Here is a 21,860-nt window from a genome sequence, read left to right as displayed (position 1 = left end):
GTCAAGGCATGGCCTCCATGGCATCAAGAACCGCTTCCGGTGAGAAAGGCGACATCGGCGGCCGGTAGCCGATGGCATCGGCCACGGCATTGGCGATGGCCGGCGTCACCGCGCCGATGCCTAGCTCTCCGGCGCCGCGCGGGCCGAAATCGTCGCCCGCATCCAACCCTCCCAGCGCATGGATGCGCATAGTCTGCGGCGTGTCGGCAATGCCGGGCAGCATGTAGGTGTCGAGATTGGCAGTGATATAGCGGCCCTCTTTCATCACCGCATCTTCGCTGAGCGTGAAGCCGATTCCCTGCACCGCTCCGCCCTCCATCTGGCCGAGATAGGCGGCGACATCCATCACCGGGCCGGCGGCCGTGTGCTGCACCAGGTCGAGCACGCGCACCTGGCCCGTCAGGCGGTTGACGGCCACCCGCGCCAGGCAGGCGCCGAAGGCGAAGATGTAGCGGGCATTGCCCTCTGTATAACTGTTCTTCGGGAATTCATAAGCGACGGTGACGCTTGGACGCTCTTCCGGTGGAAGCGCCGCGGCCAGTTGCGTGTAGGTCATCAGCAAATCGCCGCTGTTGCTCAGCCGTTCGGCGATGCCGCCGGGTGCAAGGCGCAGGTCGTTTGCGTTCCGCGCAAGCAGCCCGGCCGCAGCTTCGCAGATTGCCCGTGCGAATTGCGGCGCGGCCATCTGCGCCGATTTCCAGACGACGAAGGTGCCGCGCGAGGCGGTGGTCGAGCCGGATTCCGGAGCCAGCGCCGTGTCGCCGGTCACTGGCCGGATGTCGTTGCGACCGCAGCCGAGCTCCGTCGAGACCGCGGACTGGATGGTGACGAGCAATCCCTGGCCCATCTCGTCGAGCCCGTAGGCTGCCTCGATCGTGCCGTCGCCTGAAAGCGACAACCGTCCGCCGGCCGGATCCGGCACCAGCGAGCCGAGGCCGTTGCCCTGGTAGTTCATAGCCATGCCGATGCCGACGATCTCGGTGCCGTCGGCGGAAAGGCCGCGCGGCTGTCGCCAGAGCGGGCTGGTTTCCGCCGCCAGCAGCATTTCGGTCAGCCGTTCGGAAGGCGCGACGTCCTGGCCGAGATAACCCGGCGCACCGACCGGCTTGAGGTTGCGGCGGCGGATCTCCACCGGCGTCAGGCCGCAGCGTTCGGCGAGGCGATCCATCTGGCATTCCAGCGCATAGGTCATCTGGTTGGCGCCGAAACCGCGAAAGGCGCCGCAGGTGCCGTTGTTGGTGTAGGCAAGCCGGCCGCGGGTCGAGACATTGTCGATGACATAGGGGCCGCCGGCATGTTCCAGCGCCGTTTCCAGCACGCCGGGGCCGAGCGAGGCATAGGCGCCGGCGTCGGCCAGCACGTCGACCTCCTGCGCCAGCAGCCGTCCGTCGGCATCGCAGGCGGTGCGCATGCGGATGGTCATCGGGTTGCGCTTGGTGCCGGCGAGAACCGATTCGGCGCGGCTGAGCTGCAGGCGCACCGGTCGGCCGGATTTGATGGCCAGAAGCGCCAGCGCCGGCTGCACCGTCAGCTCGTCCTTGCCGCCGAAGGCGCCGCCGGTCGGGCTGGTCACCACCCGGATCCTGTCTTCCGGCATGGCGAGGATGCGGGAGAGTTGCAGCCGGTCGCGCGAGCCGTGCTGGCCACCGACGAAAACGGCAAGCGAACCATCCGGCTCGATGCGGGCATGCCCGCCCTCGGTTTCCATGAAGCCATGCATCTGGCGGGGCGTGACATAGGTGTCCTCGACGACATGCGCCGCCGCCGCAAAACCGGTCTCGATGTCGCCACGCGAAAAATGCAGGATACGCTGCAGGTTGCCGGTCGCATGAATGGCGGGCGCGTCATCCGCCAATGCCTGTTCCGGCGTGGTGACGACGGGAAGTGTTTCATAGTCCACCTTTATCAATGCCAGCGCCCGTTCCGCCGTGGCCGCATCGATTGCTGCTACCGCGGCAACGGCATCGCCGACATACCGCACCTTGTCGCCGCAGAAAGCCGGCTGATCCTGCACGACGATGCCGAAGGCATTTTCCCCCGGTACGTCGCGATGGGTAACGACGGCGACAACGCCAGGAAGGGCTTCCGCGGCGCGTGTGTCGATGGCAAGGATGCTGGCATGCGGAACGCCGGCGCGCAGGATGCGGCCGACCAGCATGTCCGGAGCCCGGTGATCGGTGAGATAAGCGAAGGTGCCGTTCACTTTCGGCGGCAGGTCGGGGCGTGTAAACCACCGTGCCTGCTGTTCCTCGCGCGCGAGCCGGATTTCCCCGGGGAGGGGAGGAGCGAGAGAAGAAGCGGCGGAAGGGCTGTGATGTCCTGGCATCTCTGCTGATTTCGGCAAGGCGCCGGCAAGACCGCAGGCCAGGGCATTGGCGGCAACCGTGCGACGGTAGCGGCCGCTGCGGAAATCGTCGTCCGGCGCTTCGATGGCGCAGAACAGGTCGTGCCGGAGTTTTTGCCAGTCGCAGGCCGCAAGCGATTGCCCGGCAAGGGATGTTTCGACGGCACGCAGACGCATCGGGCGGACGATGCCGCCGCCGACCGCAAGGCGCGCCGCCAAAATCCTGTCGCCGTCGATGTCGAGGATACCGGCCACGCCGATGATACTGGGGGTGAAGGCTGCCCGCAGCCCGATCTTGCGTTGTGTCCAGCGGCACTCCGCCGTCATCGCCGGCAGGCGGATGGCGGTGATGATGTCCGCCTTATCCGCTGTACGCCCGAGCCAATCTGCAAGTTCTTCGCGAAAAGGCCCGTTGCGGCCAAAAATATCCAGTTCGGCATTCAGCGCAAGCAAGGGCGGCAGCAGGCAGCCGGTGCGGCCGGCGACATTGCCGCCGATGGTGCCGAGATTGCGCACGGCGGGTCCGGCCACGGTGCGTGCTGCCGCCGCGAGCAGTGGCGATGCCGCGCGGATCCGGCGGTCGGTGACCAGCGAGGCCAGCGGCGTCGAAGCGCCGATGCCGAGATATCCCTGTTCGGCGGTGATGCCGGCAAGCCCGGGAATGTGGCCGAGATCGACCAGCGCGGAAGGTTTTGCCAGGCCGCGTGCCCATTCCAGCTGGATGGCTGTCGCGCCGGCGGCATAACGGCGAGTACCGGTCGCCTCGTCCCGAACCATCGCCACGGCATCGACGAGCGATGCCGGGTGGAGGACGGATAGCGCCGGCTCCTCCGCCATCAGGCCGCCCCTGCCGTCGTGCCGAAGCGCACGCCCTTTTCCTTCAGCCAGCGGCGATAGGCGATCGACGAGGAGTCGGCGCGCGTCGGGATTTCCGCCCGCGGTTCGAGCGGCAGCAGCAGCGGGCGCTGGTTTTCAACGATGATGCGGTCCTGCAAGAAGATCACCTGCTCGAAACGCAAGAGGCTGGCATGGCTCGATTCCCGGTCGACGAGATACATCACCGGCTGGGCACGGCAGAGATCCTCCTCGATCGGCTGGATGAACAGCGCAATGGCATCCAGCCGCTCCGGCGCCGTCGGACAGACGCGGTACAGCATCACCACGAAGGGGTTGGGCACGCGGTAGGTCAGGTGCACGAAGGCGCCTTCGCTTTCGGTGGCGGCGATGCGCGGCTGGAAGAAGGTGCAGTTGGTCGCCCAGACCTCGTCGACATCGCGGCGGATCTCGCTGAGATAGGCCGGCACCTCGGTATGTGGTTCGGAGCCGAGGATATCGGTATGGACGAAGGGGAAATGCGCCATGTCGAGGAAGTTTTCGACGACGCGCAGGCCGGAGGCGCGCATCTTCACCCAGCCGCAGGGCACGAAGCGGCGGTCGCTTTCGGCGGCTTCCGATATCTCGAAGATATCCTTGTTCGGCGTGCCGAGCGTCGTCCAGATGCAGCCGTATCTTTCCTGTGCCGGCCGGGGGAGACCATAAGAACCGTTGGAGAGCATTTCGCGCACCACCGGCTCGCCGGCCTCGTTGCGGTAAAGCTCGATGTCCTGCCCGAGAAGGCGGGTGCGGACGGGGCGCGCGGTGACGTCTGCGGCGGTTTCGACCGCATACCATTCGTTGAGCGCCGCCTGATCGGTAGTCTTCGCCATCCCTGTCGTCTCCCTGGTTACGCCTTGGTCCACTGCATCGTGCCGCCCCGGTTTTGCGCAAGCCAGTCGGCACGGCGGGCGAAGAGGCCGGGGGCGACGCGGTGGATCTCGGCGATGATCACCTTGATGTCGGCAGTCTTCAGCACGCCGTCCTCGACCAGCACCTTGCCGTCGACCATGGTCATGGCGACATCGCTGCCGCGCACGGCATGCACCAGATTGTGCTGCAGGTTGAAATAGGGGCCATCGGCGAAGAACGGCGTCATGCGCGGCGTATCGCAGCGCACGGCGATGATATCGGCCCGCTTGCCGACCTCCAGCGAACCGATCTCATGGTCGAGGCCGATCGCCTTCGCGCCGAGGATAGTCGCCATGCGCAACACCTGCCAGCTGTCCATGGCGGCGGCGTCGCGGTCCTTCAGCTTGCCGAGCAGCGAGGCGACCTTCATCTCCTCGAACATGTCGAAATTGTTGTTTTCCTTCTCGCCATCCGTGCCGATGCCGACGGCGACGCCGGCCTTGATCATGTCGTCGACCAGAGCGATGCCGCTTGCGAGCTTCATGTTGCTGACCGGATTGTGGGCGACCGAGACATTGTATGTCGAGATCATCTCGATCTCGGAGGGATCGATCCATACGCCGTGAGCGATCATCGCCAACGGTGTTTCGAAGAAGCCCAGTTCTTCGAGCGCAAACATCGGCCGCTTGCCGAAGCGCTTCAGGAATTCGGCGACCTCGATTTCCGCCTCGCTGCAATGCGTATGGAAACCGGTCTTATGTTTCTTCGCCATGTCGATGGCGCGGCGCTGGCCGGCCTCGTCGGCATAAAACAGGTGTTCCAGGCCGACCCAGACGTTGACGCGGCCATCGGCCTTGCGGTGCCAGCTTTCGATCAGCGCCTCGTTCATGTCGAGCGTATCGAAATAGTCGTAATCGGGATGTTCGCCGACATAGGGCACGGCGACGAGCCGGCTGCCGATCGCCTCCGCCACTTTGGCGCTGCCCTCCATGTAGCGCCACATGTCGACGACGGTCGTGGTGCCCGAAAGCAGCGACTCGGCATAACACAGCCACGAGGCGGCCTCGGCCTCGTGCGGCTGCAGCATGCGGTGCATCGGGTTGATGTGCAGCGTCAGCCAATCCCAGACCGGCAGATGTTCGGCGGTGCCGCGCAAGAAACCGGAATGGGCATGGGCATTGACGAGGCCGGGCATCAGCACCGTGTCGGCCGTCTTGTGGACGGCAACGGTGGGATGCGCGACCGTCAGTTCGGCGAGCGTGCCCACGGCGGCGATGCGGCCGGCTTCGATCAGGACTGCGCCGTCGGCGATGACGCGGTTGCCGGCATCCATGGTCAGCAGCGCATCCCCGGCGATGATTTTTGTCGTTTCGGTCATGGCCGTTTACGGTCCCCGTGTTTTGTCGTTGGACATGCAATTCTCAGGCCGAACCGAGGAGGAAGGCCGCGGCGCGCTCGCCGATCATCGTTGCCGGCGCATGGGTGTTGCAGGTGGGAATGATCGGTATAACGGAGGCATCGGCGATGCTCAGTCCTTCGATGCCGTGGACGCTAAGCCGGTTGTCCACTACGGCCATCTCGCCCTTGCCCATGGCGCAGGTGCCGCAGGTGTGGAAGAAGGTGGAGCAGCCGTTGCGGATGAACTCTATCGTCTCCCGCCGGGTCATCCGCCGGTCGGGCGCGGCATAACCGGCAAACAGCTCGGCATAGGCCCGGGTTGTCGCCAGTTCCATCACCGTCTCGACGGCAAAAACGAGGGCATCGAGGTCCTCCGGCTCGGCCAGGTAATTCGGCTGGATTTCCAGCGGGCCGAGCGGCTCGCCGCTCAGCAGGCGCAGGTATCCGGCGCTTTTGGAGTGCATTAGCCCGGCGCCGATGGAAAAGACGTCGCCGGACGTGTCGTAGAGCTGGCGCAGGCGCGGTTCGGCGCTGTTGCCCTGCACCGGGAAGGCGTGGAGGTCGGGTTGCGACAGGCCGGCGCGGGATTTCCAGTTGATCATCGTACCGCCGCCATTGCCGATCACCGGCCCGAGCGGCTGTTTGGCGCGGAAGACGCAGGCCTGCACCAGCGGATGATCCTGCAGGTTCTGCCCGACACCCGGCAGTGCAGCGACGACCGGGATGCCGAGCCGCTTCAATTCTTTGGGGTCACCGATGCCGGAGAGCATCAGCAGCCGCGGCGTATCGATGGCGCCGAGGGCGAGAACGATGCCGGAGGTGGCGCGGGTTTCGCGGGCGATGCCGTCGACCAGATGGCGCACCGCCGTCGCCCTGCCGTTCTCGACCGTCAGGCCGATGGCGAGCGAGCCGGTCAGCACCGTCAGGCGGTCATTGTCGAGAATCGGATGGAGATATCCTTTCGCCGATGTCCAGCGCTTGCCGGCGGAGATGTTGAAATTCGCCGGCGTGGCGCCCTCGTTGCTCTCGCCGTTGGGATCGTCGATGACGGGGATGCCGAGTTCGGCCGAGCCGCCGAGCATGGCTTCCGCCACCGGGTGGAGAGCCGCAGGCCGCTCGATGCGCAAGGGTCCGCCCGCACCGCGGAATTCCGTTTCTCCACCCTCCCAGTCTTCGCAGCGCTTGAAGTAGGGCAGTACGTCCTTGAACGACCAGCCGTCGCAGCCGGCGGCCTGCCAGGCATCGTAGTCCATCCGGTGGCCGCGATACCACATCATGGCGTTGATGGCGCTCGACCCGCCCAGCACCTTGCCGCGCGGAATGCCGATGGTGCGGCCGTTGATGCGCGGCGTCGGGGCGTAATCGTAACCCCAGTCGTAGTGGCTGCGGCCGAGCGGCACCCAGGCGGCCGGATCGTCGATCTCGGTCACCCCGATGCCGGGCTCGCCCGCTTCGATGACCAGCACGGTGGCATCGCAACCGTCGATCAGCCGGCGGGCGACGGCGCAGCCCCCGGAACCGCTGCCGACGACGATGTAGTCATAGGCCTTTTCGAGCGGGCGCTGGGGGATGAAGGGTGTGGTCATCAGTTGTGCTCACTTGGCCCCATGATGACGATACCTTCCGTTGCCTCGACATGGCGGACGAAAATGTACTTGTCCTCGCGGCCATCGGAATGCTTGCGCTTGATGTCGGGCTGCACCGTGCCGGCCACCTTGGCAACGACGATGTAAGGTAACTCGGCCTTCAGGCCTGCTTCGCAATGTGCCTCGAATTCCTCCAATGTGCGCGCCGTGTAGGCATGCTCGACACCGGCGCCACGGGCGATGGCGGCGATATCGACGCGGCCGAAGGCGGTGTGGGTCGGCGGGCCGCCGATGGACTGGTAACACTCGTTGTCCCAGACGACGGTGAACAGGTTCTCCGGCTGCTCGTTGCCGAGCGTCGCCAGGATGCCGAGGTTGAACATCATGCCGCCATCGGTGTCGAGCGAGACGACGCGGCGGTGCGGCAGGCCGGCGGCGAGGCCGAAGGCCTGCGGCGTGACGCAGCCGAGCTGCTGCTGGAACAGGCTGGCGGCGCGCATATGCGGCGCGGCATTGTACCATTCGTCGACGCTGGCGCCGAGGGAGAGGATGACCAGTTCGTCCTTCAGCCTGGCGGCAAGTTTCGTCATGCAGTCGAAACGTTTCATCGGACGATGCTCCCCCCGAGCGCGATGGCGGAGTGGTAATAGGCGTTGTAGGACCAGTTGTAGGCATCGACGATCGACTGCTCGATCGCCTCTTCCTCGCGCACGATGCGGTAGGGGATGCGCAACGCATCCAGCACCGGCTCCATGGTGATGCCGTGCGGAATGGCCCACCAGTTGTTCTCGCCGAGTTCTCCGCGATAGCTCATCAGCATGACGACCGGGATGCCGGCACCGAGGCCCATGCGGGCGAGCGGTTCGACCGAGGCGCGCAGGCCGGAATTTTCCATGACGAGGGCGGCACGCTTGCCGGAGAGGAAGACGCCGCCGCAGATTGCTGCGCCTTCGCCCTCGTTGGTGACGCGGATGGTGCGGATGTCGGGATCGGCATCGAGCGCCGGATAGAGTTCCTTGAACAGCGAATCGGGCAGGTAGCAGACGATGCTCACCCCCGCCTTCTTCAGCCCGCGAATAACGGCATCGACCGCAGATGTCTTCATGCTAAATCCTCACTTTGAAAAGAGGATCGCAGCTGCACGGTGTTTCGAATAGCCCATCATTTCCGATCGACATGTTGCGCGACGCGCAACACTTTACCGATCCTCGGCCGCGCCGATGCGCTCGATCATCTGCGCCAGCAGCTTGCCGAGGGCCGAGGCGGCGTCGGGCATCTCCTTCTCGGAGCGGGAGAGCAGCATCAGCTTGCGCGGATTGAACTTCGAATCGCGCAGCGGCACGAAAATCAGCGCGCCGTCGGCGATTTCCTGCTCGATGCCGACCCGCGTCTGCAACACCGTGCCGAGCCCGCGTTTGGCCATCTCGATCATCAGGCCGATGGAATTGGTGCGTGAACGGCGGTTGAGATCGGTCAGCGAGCGGGAGAAGGTTTCCTCGATCGAACTCGACAGCATCAGGCTGGTATCGGAGAGGATCACCTTCTCGCCGGCGAGGTCGAAGAGCCGCAATTCCTTCTTCTGCGCCAGTTTGCTTCCCGGCACGGCGAGAACACCGAGCGGCAGGGAAACGGTGGCAATGCGGCGGATGGTGCGCGGCACGCGGACGTCGAAGACCATGGCGAGGTCGCATTCGCCTTCCGCCACCATGTTGGCCGCCTGCTGCGAGCCGACCACCTTGACGTTGACGGTGATCGCCGGATGCCGGCCCCAGAATTCCTCCAGCGCCGCCGGCATGATGCCGCGCGCAACGCTTTCGATCACCGCGATGGAAACCGTGCCGCGATGCAGGCCGTGCAGGTCATTGATTTCGTTGCAGGCGCGGTTGAGTTCGGAGAGACTGACGCGGGCGTGGTAGAGCATCAGCTCGCCGGCGCTGGTGAGTTTCAGCCGCTGCCGCACCCGCTCGAACAGCGGCGTGCCGAGCTCGTCCTCGAGCTGCCGCAAAATACGGCTGACCGAGGACGGCGCGACGTTGAGGGCTTGCGATGCCTGCCGGATCGAGCCGAGCCGTGCCACCAGCTGGAAATAATGGATGCGGGTGGCGACCAGTCCGAGCCGGTAGGGATCCATTTACACCGCCTCGAACAGCGGCTGGATCGCCATTTCCGGCACCAGCACGTTGCCCTTGTCGGTGATGCGGATTTCCGGGATCACCGACAGCGGGATGAGGTTGAAGCCCATGTAGGCGATGGTGCAGCCGGCCTTTTCCCACTCGACCTTCAGCGCCTTCACCTCGTCGGCAACGTCATGGACGCGCTTGTCGGAGAGCAGGCCGGCAATCGGCAGGGCCACATGCGCCGTGACCTTGCCATCGACGACGACGCAGACGCCGCCTTGCGTTTCGGCGACCGCCTGCAACGCCACCTGCATGTCGGCCTCGTTGGTGCCGGCAATGATGATGTTGTGGCTGTCATGGCCGACCGAGGAGGCGACGGCGCCGTTCTTCAAGCCGAAATTGTTGAGCAGGCCGTAGCCGACATTGCCGCTCGACTTGCCGTGGCGCTCGATGACGGTGACGAAGCACAGGCCGTGGCGGTCGAAATGTGTCTGCCAGTCGTTGGCCGGCTCCAGTGCGACCTTGATATGGCCGAGCGTGATGCCCGGAAGCTCGGTTTTTATCGTGTGGGCGATCACCTTTTCGGTCGGCAGTTCCGGCGTCAGCTTGATCGCCTTCGGCAGCTTGACGGTGTGGTAGGCCGCCTCCGGATAGCGGTACGGCTTCGAAAGTGCGGCATCGAGTGTCGAGGTGATCTTGCCGCCCTCGACCACCAGTTCGCCGCCATACCAGGTGTTGACCGGCTTGAGGTCGTCGGAAAGCAGCACGATGTCGGCGCGGCGGCCGCCGCCGAGTCCGCCGATTTCGTTCTCCATGCCGAAACGGGTGGCGCCGTGCAGTGAGCCCATGGCCCAGGCCTGTTCCGGCTTCATGCCGTATTTGATCGCCTCGCGGGTGACCCAGTCCAGACCGAAGAGCAGCAGGTCGTCGGCGTCGCGGTCGTCAGTGCATACGGCAATACGCTTGTGCGAGGCGCCGAGCTCGGTGATCGTCTTGATCGCTTCCGGCAGCGAATGCCACGGCGTCGTCGGCGGGCCGCCGCGCAGGAACAGCCATACGCCGGCCTCGAGCAGGTCGTCGGCGATGTCGCGGTCGATGGCCTCATGCGTGTCGCTGACACCCGACGCTGCGTAAGCGGCGACGAACTCGCGGCCGTAGACATGGCCCGAGACCGGGCGGCCGCGCGACAGGGCGGCGGCGAGGATGGCATGGCTACGCTCGTCGCCCATGGCGACCGGCACGAAATCCATCTTTTCGCCGAGTGCCACGGCTTCCGGCCATTTGTCGAACAAAGCGGCTATCTTTTCCGGCGTCAGGTCGCCGCCGGCGGTTTCCAGTTCCGGCGAGGTGGCCGGCACGGTGCTCGGCACCGTCAGGAAGATCGACAGCGGCGCCTCGCGGGCATCCTCCAGCATCGCCTCGACGCCGGCGACGTCCATGACGTTGCCGATCTCGTGGCTGTCGCAGAAAATGGTGGTCGTGCCGTTCAGAAGGGCGGCTTCCGCGTAAGCGCAGGCCGTCACCATCGACGATTCGATGTGGATATGCGGATCGACGAGGCCCGGCGCGATGATGCCGCCGCGGGCGTCGTAAAGCTTGGCCGAACCGCTTTTGTAGGTGCCGGCCGGCTTGACGGCGGCGATGCGGCCGTTCGCCAACCAGATCTCCTTGCCCGGCAGGATCCGCTCGGAATAGGTGGAGAGCACGCGGGCGTCCCTGATCACCAGGTCCGGCGCGGTGCGGCCGGAAGCGACGTCGGCGAGCCGGCGGGTCATGGTCGACAGCGGCGCGACGGAAAAGCGGGTCAAACTGCTCATGGGGTCATCCAATCGGGTCAATGGTAATCGGGAATGCCCGGCATCGTGAAGAAACCGGGCAAGGCGCGAAATTTGCGAATCCACAGCCGAAGCGCCGGGAACTCGTCATGATCGATACCAAAATCCCGGCTCAAGGCGAAGGAGGGGAACAGCGTCAGATCCGCCAAACTCGGCTTGTCCCCGACAAACCAGTCCGCACCGTCGAAATGCCGCGCCGTCATGTGGTCGTCCATGATGCGGAAGGCTTTTCGCGCCGCGGCGCGCAGGGCCGTTTCATCGCCCGGCGTGTCGAACAGAGCCTGCAGGCGAGCCTGCTTGGCGTTTTCGAGCATGGTGGCTGAAAAATGCAGCCAGCCCTGGACGCGGCCGAAACCGGCGGCATCTTCGGGCAGCCAAGTCCGGGCCGGGTCGTATGCTTTGGCAAGGTAGGAAAGAATCGCCTCGGTGCCGGCAAGCGTTAGATCGCCATCCACGAGCACGGGCAGGGTGCCCTGCGAGTTGATGGCCAGCATCGCCGGCCTCGTCTGCTCCTGTCCGGGAAACATGTCGATGGCGATGGTCGCGTGCTCCAGCTTCAGCATGGCAAGCATCAGGCGGACGCGAAAACTGTTTTCGTCGAGATCGTAATTGTAGAGGGTGATCGCCGGCATCATGCCACCTCCGCAACGGGTGTAGAGGCGGTTTCCAGCAGCAGGCGGAAGGTTTCCGCCCAGCGGGCGAAGTGTTTCTGCCCGGCACCGCCATAGGTTTCCGCCGACCCCTGGATGACGAGGTGCAGCGCTGTACGCGTCGGGTTGAAGGGCTGGCAGGCGATCAGCAGGCGGTCGGCGCCGGTGGAGACGATAACGATCCCGTCGGCGATGGTTTCGAAGCGCGGCGCGGTATCACCGGTGAAGGCGGGGATGTTGGCGTTTGTCAGCGCCGCAAGCACGGCCGCGAACGGGCGATCGATGTAGATGCTGCGGACGGGCACCACTTCGCCATCCTCGACCGGGATAGCGGCTTCCGCTGCTTCCGAGGACGGCGCCGCCCAGATGATGCCGCCCTTTTCCGCCGCCGTATAGGTCGGCACCTTGATGGTCTTCGGCACGTCGAGGGTCGGGTGCGCCGGGATATATTGGCACTGGCCAGCGGTGTCGTATTGCCAGCCGTGATAGAGGCAGGCGATGTGGTCGCCGCGCACGAAACCGAAACTCATGCGCATGCCGCGATGCGGACAGCGGTCTTCCCAGACATGCGCGGCACCCCTGGTGTCGCGCCACACCACCAGTTCGCCGCCGCCGACCAGCGTTCCTGCCGAGGTTCCCGGCTCCAGCGCGGTGGAAAGTGCCACCGGTATCCAGCTCTTGTGTTCAATCATATCAAACGCTCCATAAGCGCCGGCCGGCCATCAATGGCCGGTGCGCACGACATCCAGAATTATGCAGTCATAAGGCCCGAGGCTGCAGGCCATCTCGAAGGCGTCGACCAGCACCTCGTCGCCGGCAACGGAAAGCTCGATCGCCGCCGCGCTGCAGGCACCGATCGTCAGGGCGATATCCAGGCGGCGGGCGCGGTGGCGGGCGAACTCCAGGAAGCTCTCCGGTTCGAGGCGGCCGAGAAAGGTGAAGCTGGCTTCTTCCATTCTCAGTCCCGTCCCGCGTCGATTCGACAGATCGATGTCATTCCATTCCCTTTGCCGTATTCATGAGCTGCAAGCCTAAAAAATAGCCATGCCGCTGATTTAGGCATTTTAGGCACTGGGGCAGCCGGAGTTCAAGCGGTTTTTTTGATCGGGATGTTGCCTTCTGCGCATTGCCGGGCTGCAAAAATTGGCTCTATTGCGAACAACTCATATCTGAAACAGTTTTCCCATCGGCCGCCGACAGGCGTCAGCAAGCGAAGATCCAGCGTTTTTTCGGGCGAGGCGCACAGGCGTTTCTGCTGCCTTTAGGCGTGGCCGACGGCTTTCGGTCTCGTTCAAGGCGCGTTCCGGTCCGCACCAACGGCCGGAGCGCAGCCTGCCGGGATTGCCGGCAACTGGCACGGTTGTTGCGTCGGAAAAGGACGAGACTCCCGTGCCGCTTCGCAAAAGTTTTCATGTCTTGGACATTACAATCAAAAGGGGAACACATGATCGACCTGCGTAATCTCTCCCGCCGCGGCTTTCTGAACATGGGCGCTGCCGCCGGCACGTCGCTGTTGCTGCCGGGCGGCCTGATCCGTCCGGCACGCGCCGCCGAGCCGCTGGCGGCCGTGGCGGAAGAAAACGCCGTGATCGCCTTCGGCCATACCGGCCCGGTGACCGACGAAGGCTGGACCTGGAGCCATGACCAGGGCATGAAGGCGGTGCAGGAGGCCTTCCCCAAGCTGAAGACCCTGTTCGTCGAAAGCATTCCCTATTCGGCCGATGCCACCCGTACGTACCGCCAGTTCGTCTCCGAAGGCGCCAACATGGTGTTCGCCACCTCGAACTACGGCGATTTCCTCTACGACGTCGCCAAGCGCTCGCCGGAGGTTGCCTTTTATGAGTGCGACGGCCGCAATCCGCTCGAAAACCTGTCCACCTATTACCTGTCACACTGGTATCCGACCTATGTCACCGGCGTCGCCGCCGGCCTGATGAGCAAGACCGGCAAGCTCGGTTACGTCGCTTCCTTCCCGGTTCCTTCGGTCTTTTCCGGCACCAACGCCTTCCTGATGGGCGCCCGCTCGGTCAATCCCAATGCCACGATCCAGGTCGTCGTCATCAACTCGTGGTTCGATCCGCAGGCTGCCACCCAGGCCGGCACGGCGTTGCTCGACAACGGCTGTGACTTGCTGTTCGGCATCATGGACGAGGCGGGTTACCTGCAGGTCGCCGAACAGCGTGGCGCCAAGGCGGTGATGTGGAACACCGACATCCGCCGTTACGGCCCCAAGGCCTATGTCTCGTCGATCGTCATCGACTTCAAGAAATATTACGTCGAGCAGGTGCGCCTGCGCCTCGAAGGCAAGTGGACGCCGTCGCAAACGTTGCTGGCCATGGGTGCCGGCGTCGATCGCGATGCCTGGGGCGAGACGGTTCCGGAAGAAGCCCGCAAGCAGGCCGATGCCATCCGCGAAAAGATCCTCGGCGGCTGGAGCCCGTTCACCGGCGAAATCAAGGATTCGAAGGGCAATGTGAAGGTCGCCGCCGGCCAGACCATGACCGAAGAAGAACTCTACAACTGGGATTGGTCGATCGAAGGCGTCGTCGGCCTCTGAGGCCAGCACGATCGAAAGGTCCGGAGAACAGCATGACAGCGTCTGCCGCAACACCTGCCACCATGGAGATTGCTCCGGGAACGCCGCCGCTCGTGCTGCTCAAGGGTATCTGCAAATATTTCCCCGGCGTCATCGCCAACAAGGACGTCGATCTCGACGTGATGCCGGGGGAAATCCATGCATTGCTGGGCGAAAACGGCGCCGGCAAGTCGACCCTGATGAACATCCTCACCGGCATTTACCAGCCCGATGCCGGCGAGATCATCATCGACGGGTATGCCAGGACGTTCGCCTCGCCGGTCGAGGCGATCGCGTCCGGCATCGGCATGGTCCACCAGCATTTCAAGCTGGTGAAAGCCTTCACCGTGGCGGAAAATATCCATCTCGGCTGGGATGAGACGCCGAAGCGCATCAGCGCCCAGGCGCTGGAGGCGCGCACGGCAGACCTTGCCAAGGCGCTCAACCTCGCCGTCCGGCCGCAGGCGCGTGTCGGCGATCTTTCCACCGGCGAACAGCAGCGTGTCGAAATCCTCCGCGTCCTGACCCGCAACGCCCGCGTCCTGATTCTCGACGAACCGACCGCCGTGCTGACGCCGGCCGAGGCGCACGAGCTTTTCAAGGCGCTGAAGGAATTCGTCTCGCGCGGCAATGCCGTCATCTTCATCAGCCACAAGCTGGACGAGGTTTTGGAGATATCCGACCGCATCACCGTGCTGCGCGGCGGCCGCAAGGTGACGACGGAACTGACGAAGGACTGTTCGCAGAAGATGCTGGCCCGGCTGATGGTCGGCCACGACATCGTGCTCAGCAATTTGCGCGCCCGCGGGCCGAATGCAGCTCCTGTCTCCACAGCGCCGGTCATGCGCCTGCGCTCGGTTTCCGCCCGCAACGGCGACGGCAATACGGTGCTGAAGGGCATTTCGCTCGATATCCATGCCGGCGAAATTCTGGGGATCGCCGGCGTTGCCGGCAACGGCCAGAAGGAGTTGAGCCAGGTTCTGACCGGCATGCGGCCGGCGGCATCGGGCGAAATCGTCGTCGGCGGCAAGGATTTTTCCGGCGCCGGCGCGGCCGAGTTCGCCGCCTTCGGCGTCGGGCATATCCCGGAGGACCGGCTTTACAGCGGCCTTGCGCCGGCGCTCAGCGTCACCGACAATGCGGTGATCCGTGAATATATGAAACCGCCGGTCTCCGCCGGCCGCTTCTTCCGTCCGCGCGCCGCCATCGGCCTCGCGCGGCAGATCGCCGAGGCGGCCTCCGTCATGGTGCCGGATTTCGGCATGCCGGTGCGCAACCTCTCCGGCGGCAACCAGCAGCGCCTCGTCGCCCGTCGCGAGATGCGCATCGCCGACAAGGTGCTGATCGCAGCCTATCCGAGCCGCGGCCTCGACGTTGGCGCCATCAACACGATGATGCGTTATTTCGTCGAGCTGCGCGATCTCGGCGTCGGCGTCATCCTGATTTCAGAAGAGCTGGAGGAATTGTTGAACCTCTCCGATCGCATCGCCGTGATGTTCCATGGCGAAATCATGGGCATTGCCGAAACCGGCAGCGCCAGCATCGAAGACATCGGCCTGATGATGGGCGGCCAGCGCGGCGGTTTTGCCGCCGCCAGCACTGCGGAGGCCTGATCGTGTCCGTTCGTGTCCAGCGTTTTCCGTCCGCCCCGCCATCCGCTGCCCTTGCCGCCCGCGTTGTGGCGATTGTGCTGGCGCTGCTGGTTGCCGGCATCATCCTCGCCGGCACCGGCGCCAGCCCGCTGAAACTTGCGGGCCAGGTGATCAAGGCCACCTTCGGCTCCAGCTTCGGGCTGGAGGATGTCGGCCTCCTGGTGACGCCGTTGATCCTCACCGGCCTCTCCGTCGCCGTCGCCCAGCGCATCGGCGCGTGGAACATCGGCGGCGAGGGCCAGTTTTATGCCGGCGCCTTCGCGGCGACCGGCGTGGCCCTGTTCATCCCCGGCCCGAGCATTGTGATGCTGCCGCTGATGTTCGTCGCCGGCGCCATCGGCGGCGCATTGTGGATCCTCATCCCGACGCTGGCGCGGGCCTATGCCGACGTCAACGAGCTGATCACCACGCTGCTCCTCAACTTCGTCGCCACCCTGCTGGTCTACTGGGTGGCGACCGGCCCATGGCTCGATCCGGGCGGCCAGGCGCTCGCCACCACGGCGCGGCTGCCGCACGACATTCCGGAATTCTGGGGCATCGTCCATTGGGGTTTTCCGCTGGCGGTGGTGATCACCATCCTGGTCGCAGCCGTGCTTGCCTTCACCCGCTGGGGTTATGAGGTGCGGATTGCCGGCTCCAATCCGCAGGCGGCGAAATATGCCGGCATGCCGTTTCGCCGGCACCTCATCCTCGTCATGCTGCTGTCGGGCGCCATTGCCGGCATTGCCGGCATGTTCGAGGTGGCCGGCACCGTGCATCGCCTGCAGGGCGGCATTTCCAACAATTTCGGCTATCTCGGCATCATGGTCGCCGTTCTGGCGCGCGGTTCGGCGCTGGGTGTGCTGGCGGGCGCGGCGCTGATGGGCATCATCCTCAATTCCGGCATCATCCTGCAGACGCAGGGGCTGAACGTGTCCACCGTGCTCGCCATCACCGGCCTCATCCTGTTCTTCACCGCCATCGGTGACGAGCTGGCGCATTACCGCATCATCCGCACCGAACCGGCCAAGGCCTGAGGATTTTTCGCCATGGATCTTATCGCCGGCCTCATCCAGACATCCATCCTCGCCGGCGGCGTGCTGGCGCTCGCGGCACTCGGCGAAGTGCTGGCCGAGCGGGTGGGCGTGGTCAATCTCGGCGCGGAAGGCCTGATGGCGCTCGGCGCCATCACCGGCATCGCCACCGTCGTCGCCATTCCCAATCCGGCGCTCGGTTTCCTCTGCGCCCTGCTGGTCGGCCTCATGGTCGGCTGCGTCTTCGCTTTCGTCACCGTCTATATCCGCGCCAACCAGGTGCTCTGCGGCCTTGCCCTGACGCTGATGGGCACCGGTTTCGCCGCCACCATCGGCAAGGCCTATTCCGGCATGCCGGCGCCGGCCACCTTCGCGCCGATCGCCATCCCCTATCTCAGCGAGATCCCGGTCATCGGCCGCGGCCTGTTCACCCAGAACATCCTCGTCTACCTGATCTACATCGTGCTGCCGATCGCCTTGCATTACCTGATGTTCCGTACCCGCCACGGGCTGAATATGCGCGCGCTCGGCGAAAATCCGGCCGCCGCCGATGCTGCCGGCATCCCGGTGCAGAAAATCCGCTTCTGGTATGTCGCGGCCGGTTCGGCGCTGGCTGGCGGGGCAGGCGCCTACCTGACGCTCGCCTTCGTGCCGTCCTGGTCGGAGGGCGTGGTGGCGGGGCGTGGCTGGATCGCGGTGTCGCTGGTCATTTTTGCGGGATACCGGCCGCTGAATGCGGTGGGCGCGGCGCTGCTGTTCGGCCTGATCACCTCGCTCGGTTTCGTCGGCCAGGCGCGCAACTGGCCGATCGCGGCGCCGATCCTGTCGATGCTGCCGTACCTTGGCACCATCGCCTTCATCATCGTGCCTGTTGTCGCCTGGCAGCGCATGCGCCGCATCATGGCCGCACCCGCCGCCCTTGGTGAACCCTATTATCGCGACGTACGCTGAGGATTTTACGATGCCGACTCTGCTGGTCAAGAACATCAGCCATCTGGCGCCCGGTATGAGCGCCGATGTTATTGCCATCGATCGGAGCCAACTCGGGCTGTCCGGCACCCAGCGCGATCCCCTGGCCGCACTGGTGATGTGCGGCCCGTTCAAGGCCGACTATTCCTATATCAACGGACGTCAGATCATCGGCTCGAGCGAGTTCCGCCACACCGATGTTGAAAGCCTGCTCGCAAAACACCAGACTGTCATGGACAGGATTTACAGCCAGTAGAAAGGCAGAGGCTATGGGCACATGCACCGACAAGGCCGCTCTCGACCAGTGGCACGTCATCGATACCGAAACGCTGATCCCCTACGGCGCCTCGCGCAACCGGCTGCTCGGCACCGATCTCGACGTGACGCGCACGGCTGACGGCACGATCACCATCACGCCGGAGGGCGAGGAGCGGCAACTGCCGATCATCCGCCGCTACGGTTTCATCTGGACGACGCTCGGCAGCCCGAACCACGATCTGTTTCCCATTCCCGAGGCCCATGAGCCGGACCGGCGCGTCGTCAATTGCGGCGTGGTGTCGGTCAAGGCGTCGGCGCTGCGCATTGTCGAGAATTTCCTCGACATGGCGCACTTCCCCTTCGTGCACACCGATATCCTCGGCGCCGAGCCGCATACGGAAGTGCTTCATTACAATGCCGAGATTCGCCGCGACGTCGACGAGGTCTGGGCGACGAACTGCCAGTTCTTCCAGCCGCAGGCGGCGTTGTCGGCCACCGGCGGCCTGATGACGCAATATGTCTACCGGGTGATGACGCCGTTCACGACGCTGCTCTACAAGACCTGTCCGAATTCCGAGACGCGCCAGGACCTGATCTGCCTCTTCGTCCAGCCGCTCGATCCGGATCGCTGCCGGGCGCATCCGGTGATGTTCCTGATCGACGACGTCTCGACGGTGACGGAGCTGGTCGGCTTCCAGCAGGTCATCTTCCTGCAGGACCGCATCATCCTGGAAAACCAGCGGCCGGTGCTCCTGCCGATGGAACCGCGCACCGAAATCCCGACGCGGGCGGATGCGACCTCGATCGCCTATCGCCGCTGGCTGAAGGAAAAGGGCATTACCTACGGCACGACGGCACAGGCGGCATGAGCATGACACAGGCAGCGGCGGATATCGCCATCGTCAACGCGGTCATCCTGCCGATGGCGGGGCGGCCGAAGATCGAAAGCGGCGCGCTGACGATATCAGGCGATACGATCGCCGCCGTCGGACCGGCCGCCGAGATCGATACGCAGGGGGCGGCCAAGGTGATCGATGCCAGGGGCCGCGTCGTCATGCCGGGTTTCGTCAACTGCCACACCCATATCGCCTCCAACATGCTGCTGCGCGGACTGCTGGAAGACGTGCAGCTCTTCGAATGGCTGAAGACGATGTGGCGGCTCAAGCGCAATTTCGATCCCGACACGCTCTACTGGGCGAGCCTGATGGGCCTGGTCGAGATGGTGAAATCGGGCATGATCACCTTCAACGAACATTTCGACGCCTATGCCGTCAGCCCGGAACTGGAGGCGCTGAAGGTGGTGCCGCTCCGGGCGACGCTCGGTTACGGTTTTGCCGATCGCGGCATCTACGAGCCGATCACTGACTGGTCGTGGAAGGCGCTGGAGACGTTCGGCGATCGCGTCGCGTTATATCACCGCAGCGGCAACGATCGCATCCACCTGGCTCTGTCGCCGCACGCGCCCTATTCCTGCGGTGCCGACATGTATCGGCTGGTGCGGGAAGTGGCGGATGCCGAGGATGTCGTCATCCACACCCATCTCGCCGAGGGGCCGCAGGAAATCGCCCATGTCGCCGAGACCTACGGCACGACGCCGGTGCAATGGCTGCATTCGCTGGGTTTCCTGAAAGGCGACGTCACGGCCGCCCATTGCACCCAGCTCAACGACGACGATATCCACATCATGGCGGAGACGGGCACCAGGATCGCCCATTGCCCCTGCTGCAACGCCAAGCTCAATTCCGGCACGATGCGGCTGCGCTGCATGCAGGAGGCGGGCATCACCGTCGGGCTGGCGACGGACGGGCCGGCCAGCCACAATACGCTGGACATGTTCCAGGAGATGAAATTCGCCGGCATTATCCACAAGGACAAGACTGGCGACGTGGAATTTCTCAAGACCAACGCGCTTCTGGAACTGTCCACCCATGGCGCCGCGAAGGCGATGAACCGGCCGGAGGTCGGTTCGCTGGCCCCGGGCAAGAAGGCGGATGTCATCATCGTCGATCTCGACAAGCCGCATTGCCTGCCGGTCTACGATCATGCGGCCGCGCTCGTCTATTCGGCGCGGGCCGACGATGTCGTCACCACCATCGTCGACGGGCGGGTGATCATGGAGGATCGTATCCTGCCGGGGATCGACGAAGCCGAAATCCGCGCCAGGTTCCGGGAAAAAGCCCTGGCGCTTCGCGATCGCAGCCTTTGACTGGGGCGTGTCCAGCCGAAGCGATGTCGCTTCGGTGTCGGACAATGTGATAAGATCACGGCTTGGGTATATAAGGAGGCCATATTTTGCGGCCAGCCCTCCGGGCAGGCTGATATTGAGGACATGTGCATGACCCACCTGCGGAACAAGGCGATCTGCGCCTCCGGTTTCCACTCCCCGGAACGCGGTCTCATCGATCGTCTCGACGACGTGCTGATTTCGATCGACGAGAACGGAACGATCGCTTCGATCCATCGCCATGGCGATCCGAACTACCGCGCCATCCGCGAAACCCGCGCTGCAGCCGGCGAACTGGTGACGCTGCCGGAAGGCTCTTATCTTCTCCCCGGCTTCGTCGACCTGCATGTGCATGCGCCGCAATTTCCGCAGCTCGGCAATGCGCTCGACGTGCCGCTGGAGGTGTGGCTGCAGAGATACACCTTTCCTCTGGAGGCGCGAGGACCATGCCTTCGCTCGCCGCGCCTACCGTCTCCTCGTCGACGACCTGATCGCCAACGGCACGACGACGGCGCTCTATTTCGCCACCATTCACCAGGATGCGACGCGCATTCTCGCCGATACCTGCCTGGAACGCGGCCAGCGGGCGCTGATCGGCAAGGTGGCGATGGACAATGCCGAGGAGTGCCCAGACTATTATCGCGACGCCTCGGCGGATGCAGCGCTGTCCGGCACGCGCGATCTGATCGACTATATCCGCAGCCATCCCGACAATGCGGAAAAGCGCGTGCTGCCGGTGGTGACGCCGCGCTTCATCCCCTCCTGCACCGATGCGACGCTGGAAGGGCTCGGCACTATTGCCCGTGACTGCGGCTGCCATGTGCAGACCCATTGTTCGGAAAGCGACTGGGCGCATGGCTACGTGCTGTCGCGCCACGGCATGACCGATACGGCAAGCCTCGATCGCTTCCGCCTGCTCGGACGCCACAGCGTGCTGGCGCATGCGAATTTCCTGACGGAAAAGGATGTCGAGACGCTGAAGGCGCGGCAATCGGCGGTGGCACATTGCCCGCTCTCCAACGCCTATTTCGCCAATGCCGTCTTCCCCTTGCGGGCGGCACTGGAGAAGGGGCTGAATGTCGGCCTCGGCACGGATATTTCCGGTGGGCCGAGTGCCTCGATGTTCGAAAACTGCCGGGCGGCGATCATGGTCTCGCGCATGTTGGAAAGCGGCGTCGATCCGCGGCTCGACGCTGCGTCGCGTAGCACCTTCGGCCCGGCGCGCCTCGATTTCCGCGATGCCTTCCATGTGGCCACCGCAGGGGGTGCGAAAGCCCTCGACCTGCCGGTCGGCCAGTTCTCGCCCGGATATCGATTCGATGCGATGGTGGTCGATACCAATGCAGATAAAGGAACGATTCGCCTGTGGGATGATCTCGATGCCGGCGACGACATCCTGCAAAAGATCATTTTCGGTGCATCCCGGGCGAATATAGCCGGCGTATGGGTGGATGGCCGTAAGCTTGCCTGAGCATTCCTGTTTATAGTTGGGGTTTTTTCGTAATTGTGATCGC

At 64.5% G+C, this 21,860-nt stretch carries 19 protein-coding genes; 8 read left to right on the top strand and 11 right to left on the bottom strand.

The annotated features are described in order from the left end of the window. Position 1 precedes the first annotated feature (1 nt). From DEM27_RS07510 to DEM27_RS07460, 11 genes are all read right to left on the bottom strand, one after another. Entirely contained in the window at positions 2–3,181 is a 3,180-nt protein-coding gene (locus tag DEM27_RS07510) for a molybdopterin cofactor-binding domain-containing protein (RefSeq protein ID WP_109457569.1), read from the bottom strand. Further along, complete coding sequence (locus DEM27_RS07505) at positions 3,181–4,050, bottom strand: aromatic ring-hydroxylating oxygenase subunit alpha (protein ID WP_109457568.1); 870 nt, start codon at positions 4,048–4,050, stop codon at positions 3,181–3,183. The genes DEM27_RS07510 and DEM27_RS07505 overlap by 1 nt, the downstream gene beginning before the upstream one ends. A gap of 17 nt (positions 4,051–4,067) precedes the next feature. After that, the gene (locus tag DEM27_RS07500; RefSeq protein ID WP_109457567.1) at positions 4,068–5,447 is read right to left on the bottom strand and encodes an amidohydrolase family protein; all 1,380 of its coding nucleotides are present in this window, start codon (positions 5,445–5,447) and stop codon (positions 4,068–4,070) included. A gap of 43 nt (positions 5,448–5,490) precedes the next feature. Next, positions 5,491–7,053, bottom strand: coding sequence for a GMC family oxidoreductase (locus DEM27_RS07495; protein ID WP_109457566.1), 1,563 nt, complete (start codon positions 7,051–7,053; stop codon positions 5,491–5,493). Further along, a complete protein-coding gene (locus DEM27_RS07490; protein ID WP_109457565.1) occupies positions 7,053–7,661 on the bottom strand; it encodes a thiamine pyrophosphate-dependent enzyme in 609 nt (202 codons plus the stop codon). The genes DEM27_RS07495 and DEM27_RS07490 overlap by 1 nt, the downstream gene beginning before the upstream one ends. After that, positions 7,658–8,158, bottom strand: coding sequence for a thiamine pyrophosphate-binding protein (locus tag DEM27_RS07485; RefSeq protein WP_109457564.1), 501 nt, complete (start codon positions 8,156–8,158; stop codon positions 7,658–7,660). The genes DEM27_RS07490 and DEM27_RS07485 overlap by 4 nt, the downstream gene beginning before the upstream one ends. A gap of 93 nt (positions 8,159–8,251) precedes the next feature. Continuing rightward, positions 8,252–9,184, bottom strand: coding sequence for a LysR family transcriptional regulator (locus tag DEM27_RS07480; RefSeq protein ID WP_109457563.1), 933 nt, complete (start codon positions 9,182–9,184; stop codon positions 8,252–8,254). Next, positions 9,185–10,987, bottom strand: a complete 1,803-nt coding sequence (locus tag DEM27_RS07475) for an adenine deaminase (RefSeq protein WP_109457562.1) — start codon at positions 10,985–10,987, stop codon at positions 9,185–9,187. 17 nt (positions 10,988–11,004) lie between these two features. Then, positions 11,005–11,637 (bottom strand): glutathione S-transferase family protein, encoded by a 633-nt coding sequence (locus DEM27_RS07470; protein ID WP_109457715.1) that lies wholly within the window; start codon positions 11,635–11,637, stop codon positions 11,005–11,007. Beyond that, positions 11,637–12,347 carry a Rieske (2Fe-2S) protein gene (locus tag DEM27_RS07465; RefSeq protein ID WP_109457561.1) on the bottom strand — a complete coding sequence of 237 codons (711 nt, stop codon included), beginning with the start codon at positions 12,345–12,347 and terminating at the stop codon, positions 11,637–11,639. Before DEM27_RS07465 ends, DEM27_RS07470 begins: the two co-directional genes overlap by 1 nt. Positions 12,348–12,377: 30 nt before the next feature. Beyond that, a complete protein-coding gene (locus tag DEM27_RS07460; RefSeq protein ID WP_109457560.1) occupies positions 12,378–12,611 on the bottom strand; it encodes a hypothetical protein in 234 nt (77 codons plus the stop codon). 488 nt (positions 12,612–13,099) lie between these two features. On the opposite strand from DEM27_RS07460, the gene DEM27_RS07455 reads away from it, so the two are divergent. The 8 genes from DEM27_RS07455 (at position 13,100) to DEM27_RS07420 (ending at position 21,817) form a co-directional block, all read left to right on the top strand. Next, a complete protein-coding gene (locus DEM27_RS07455; RefSeq protein ID WP_109457559.1) occupies positions 13,100–14,212 on the top strand; it encodes a BMP family ABC transporter substrate-binding protein in 1,113 nt (370 codons plus the stop codon). A 32-nt stretch (positions 14,213–14,244) separates the two neighbouring features. Further along, positions 14,245–15,843, top strand: coding sequence for an ABC transporter ATP-binding protein (locus DEM27_RS07450; RefSeq protein ID WP_245445700.1), 1,599 nt, complete (start codon positions 14,245–14,247; stop codon positions 15,841–15,843). 2 nt (positions 15,844–15,845) lie between these two features. Then, positions 15,846–16,898, top strand: a complete 1,053-nt coding sequence (locus DEM27_RS07445; RefSeq protein WP_109457557.1) for an ABC transporter permease — start codon at positions 15,846–15,848, stop codon at positions 16,896–16,898. 12 nt (positions 16,899–16,910) lie between these two features. Beyond that, the gene (locus DEM27_RS07440) at positions 16,911–17,846 is read left to right on the top strand and encodes an ABC transporter permease (protein ID WP_109457556.1); all 936 of its coding nucleotides are present in this window, start codon (positions 16,911–16,913) and stop codon (positions 17,844–17,846) included. Positions 17,847–17,856: 10 nt separating this feature from the next. After that, on the top strand, positions 17,857–18,120 hold the full coding sequence (locus tag DEM27_RS07435) for a hypothetical protein (RefSeq protein WP_109457555.1): 264 nt from the start codon (positions 17,857–17,859) through the stop codon (positions 18,118–18,120). Between the two features lie 13 nt (positions 18,121–18,133). Further along, positions 18,134–18,991, top strand: coding sequence for an aromatic ring-hydroxylating oxygenase subunit alpha (locus DEM27_RS07430; RefSeq protein ID WP_109457554.1), 858 nt, complete (start codon positions 18,134–18,136; stop codon positions 18,989–18,991). 2 nt (positions 18,992–18,993) lie between these two features. Further along, positions 18,994–20,328, top strand: a complete 1,335-nt coding sequence (locus DEM27_RS07425; protein WP_245445698.1) for an amidohydrolase family protein — start codon at positions 18,994–18,996, stop codon at positions 20,326–20,328. 397 nt (positions 20,329–20,725) lie between these two features. After that, entirely contained in the window at positions 20,726–21,817 is a 1,092-nt protein-coding gene (locus tag DEM27_RS07420; protein WP_245445696.1) for an amidohydrolase family protein, read from the top strand. The last annotated feature ends 43 nt before the right edge of the window (positions 21,818–21,860 follow it).

Source organism: Rhizobium album, assembly GCF_003122325.1.
GTDB lineage: Bacteria > Pseudomonadota > Alphaproteobacteria > Rhizobiales > Rhizobiaceae > Metarhizobium > Metarhizobium album.
This window is presented reverse-complemented; position numbering and strand designations above follow the sequence as displayed.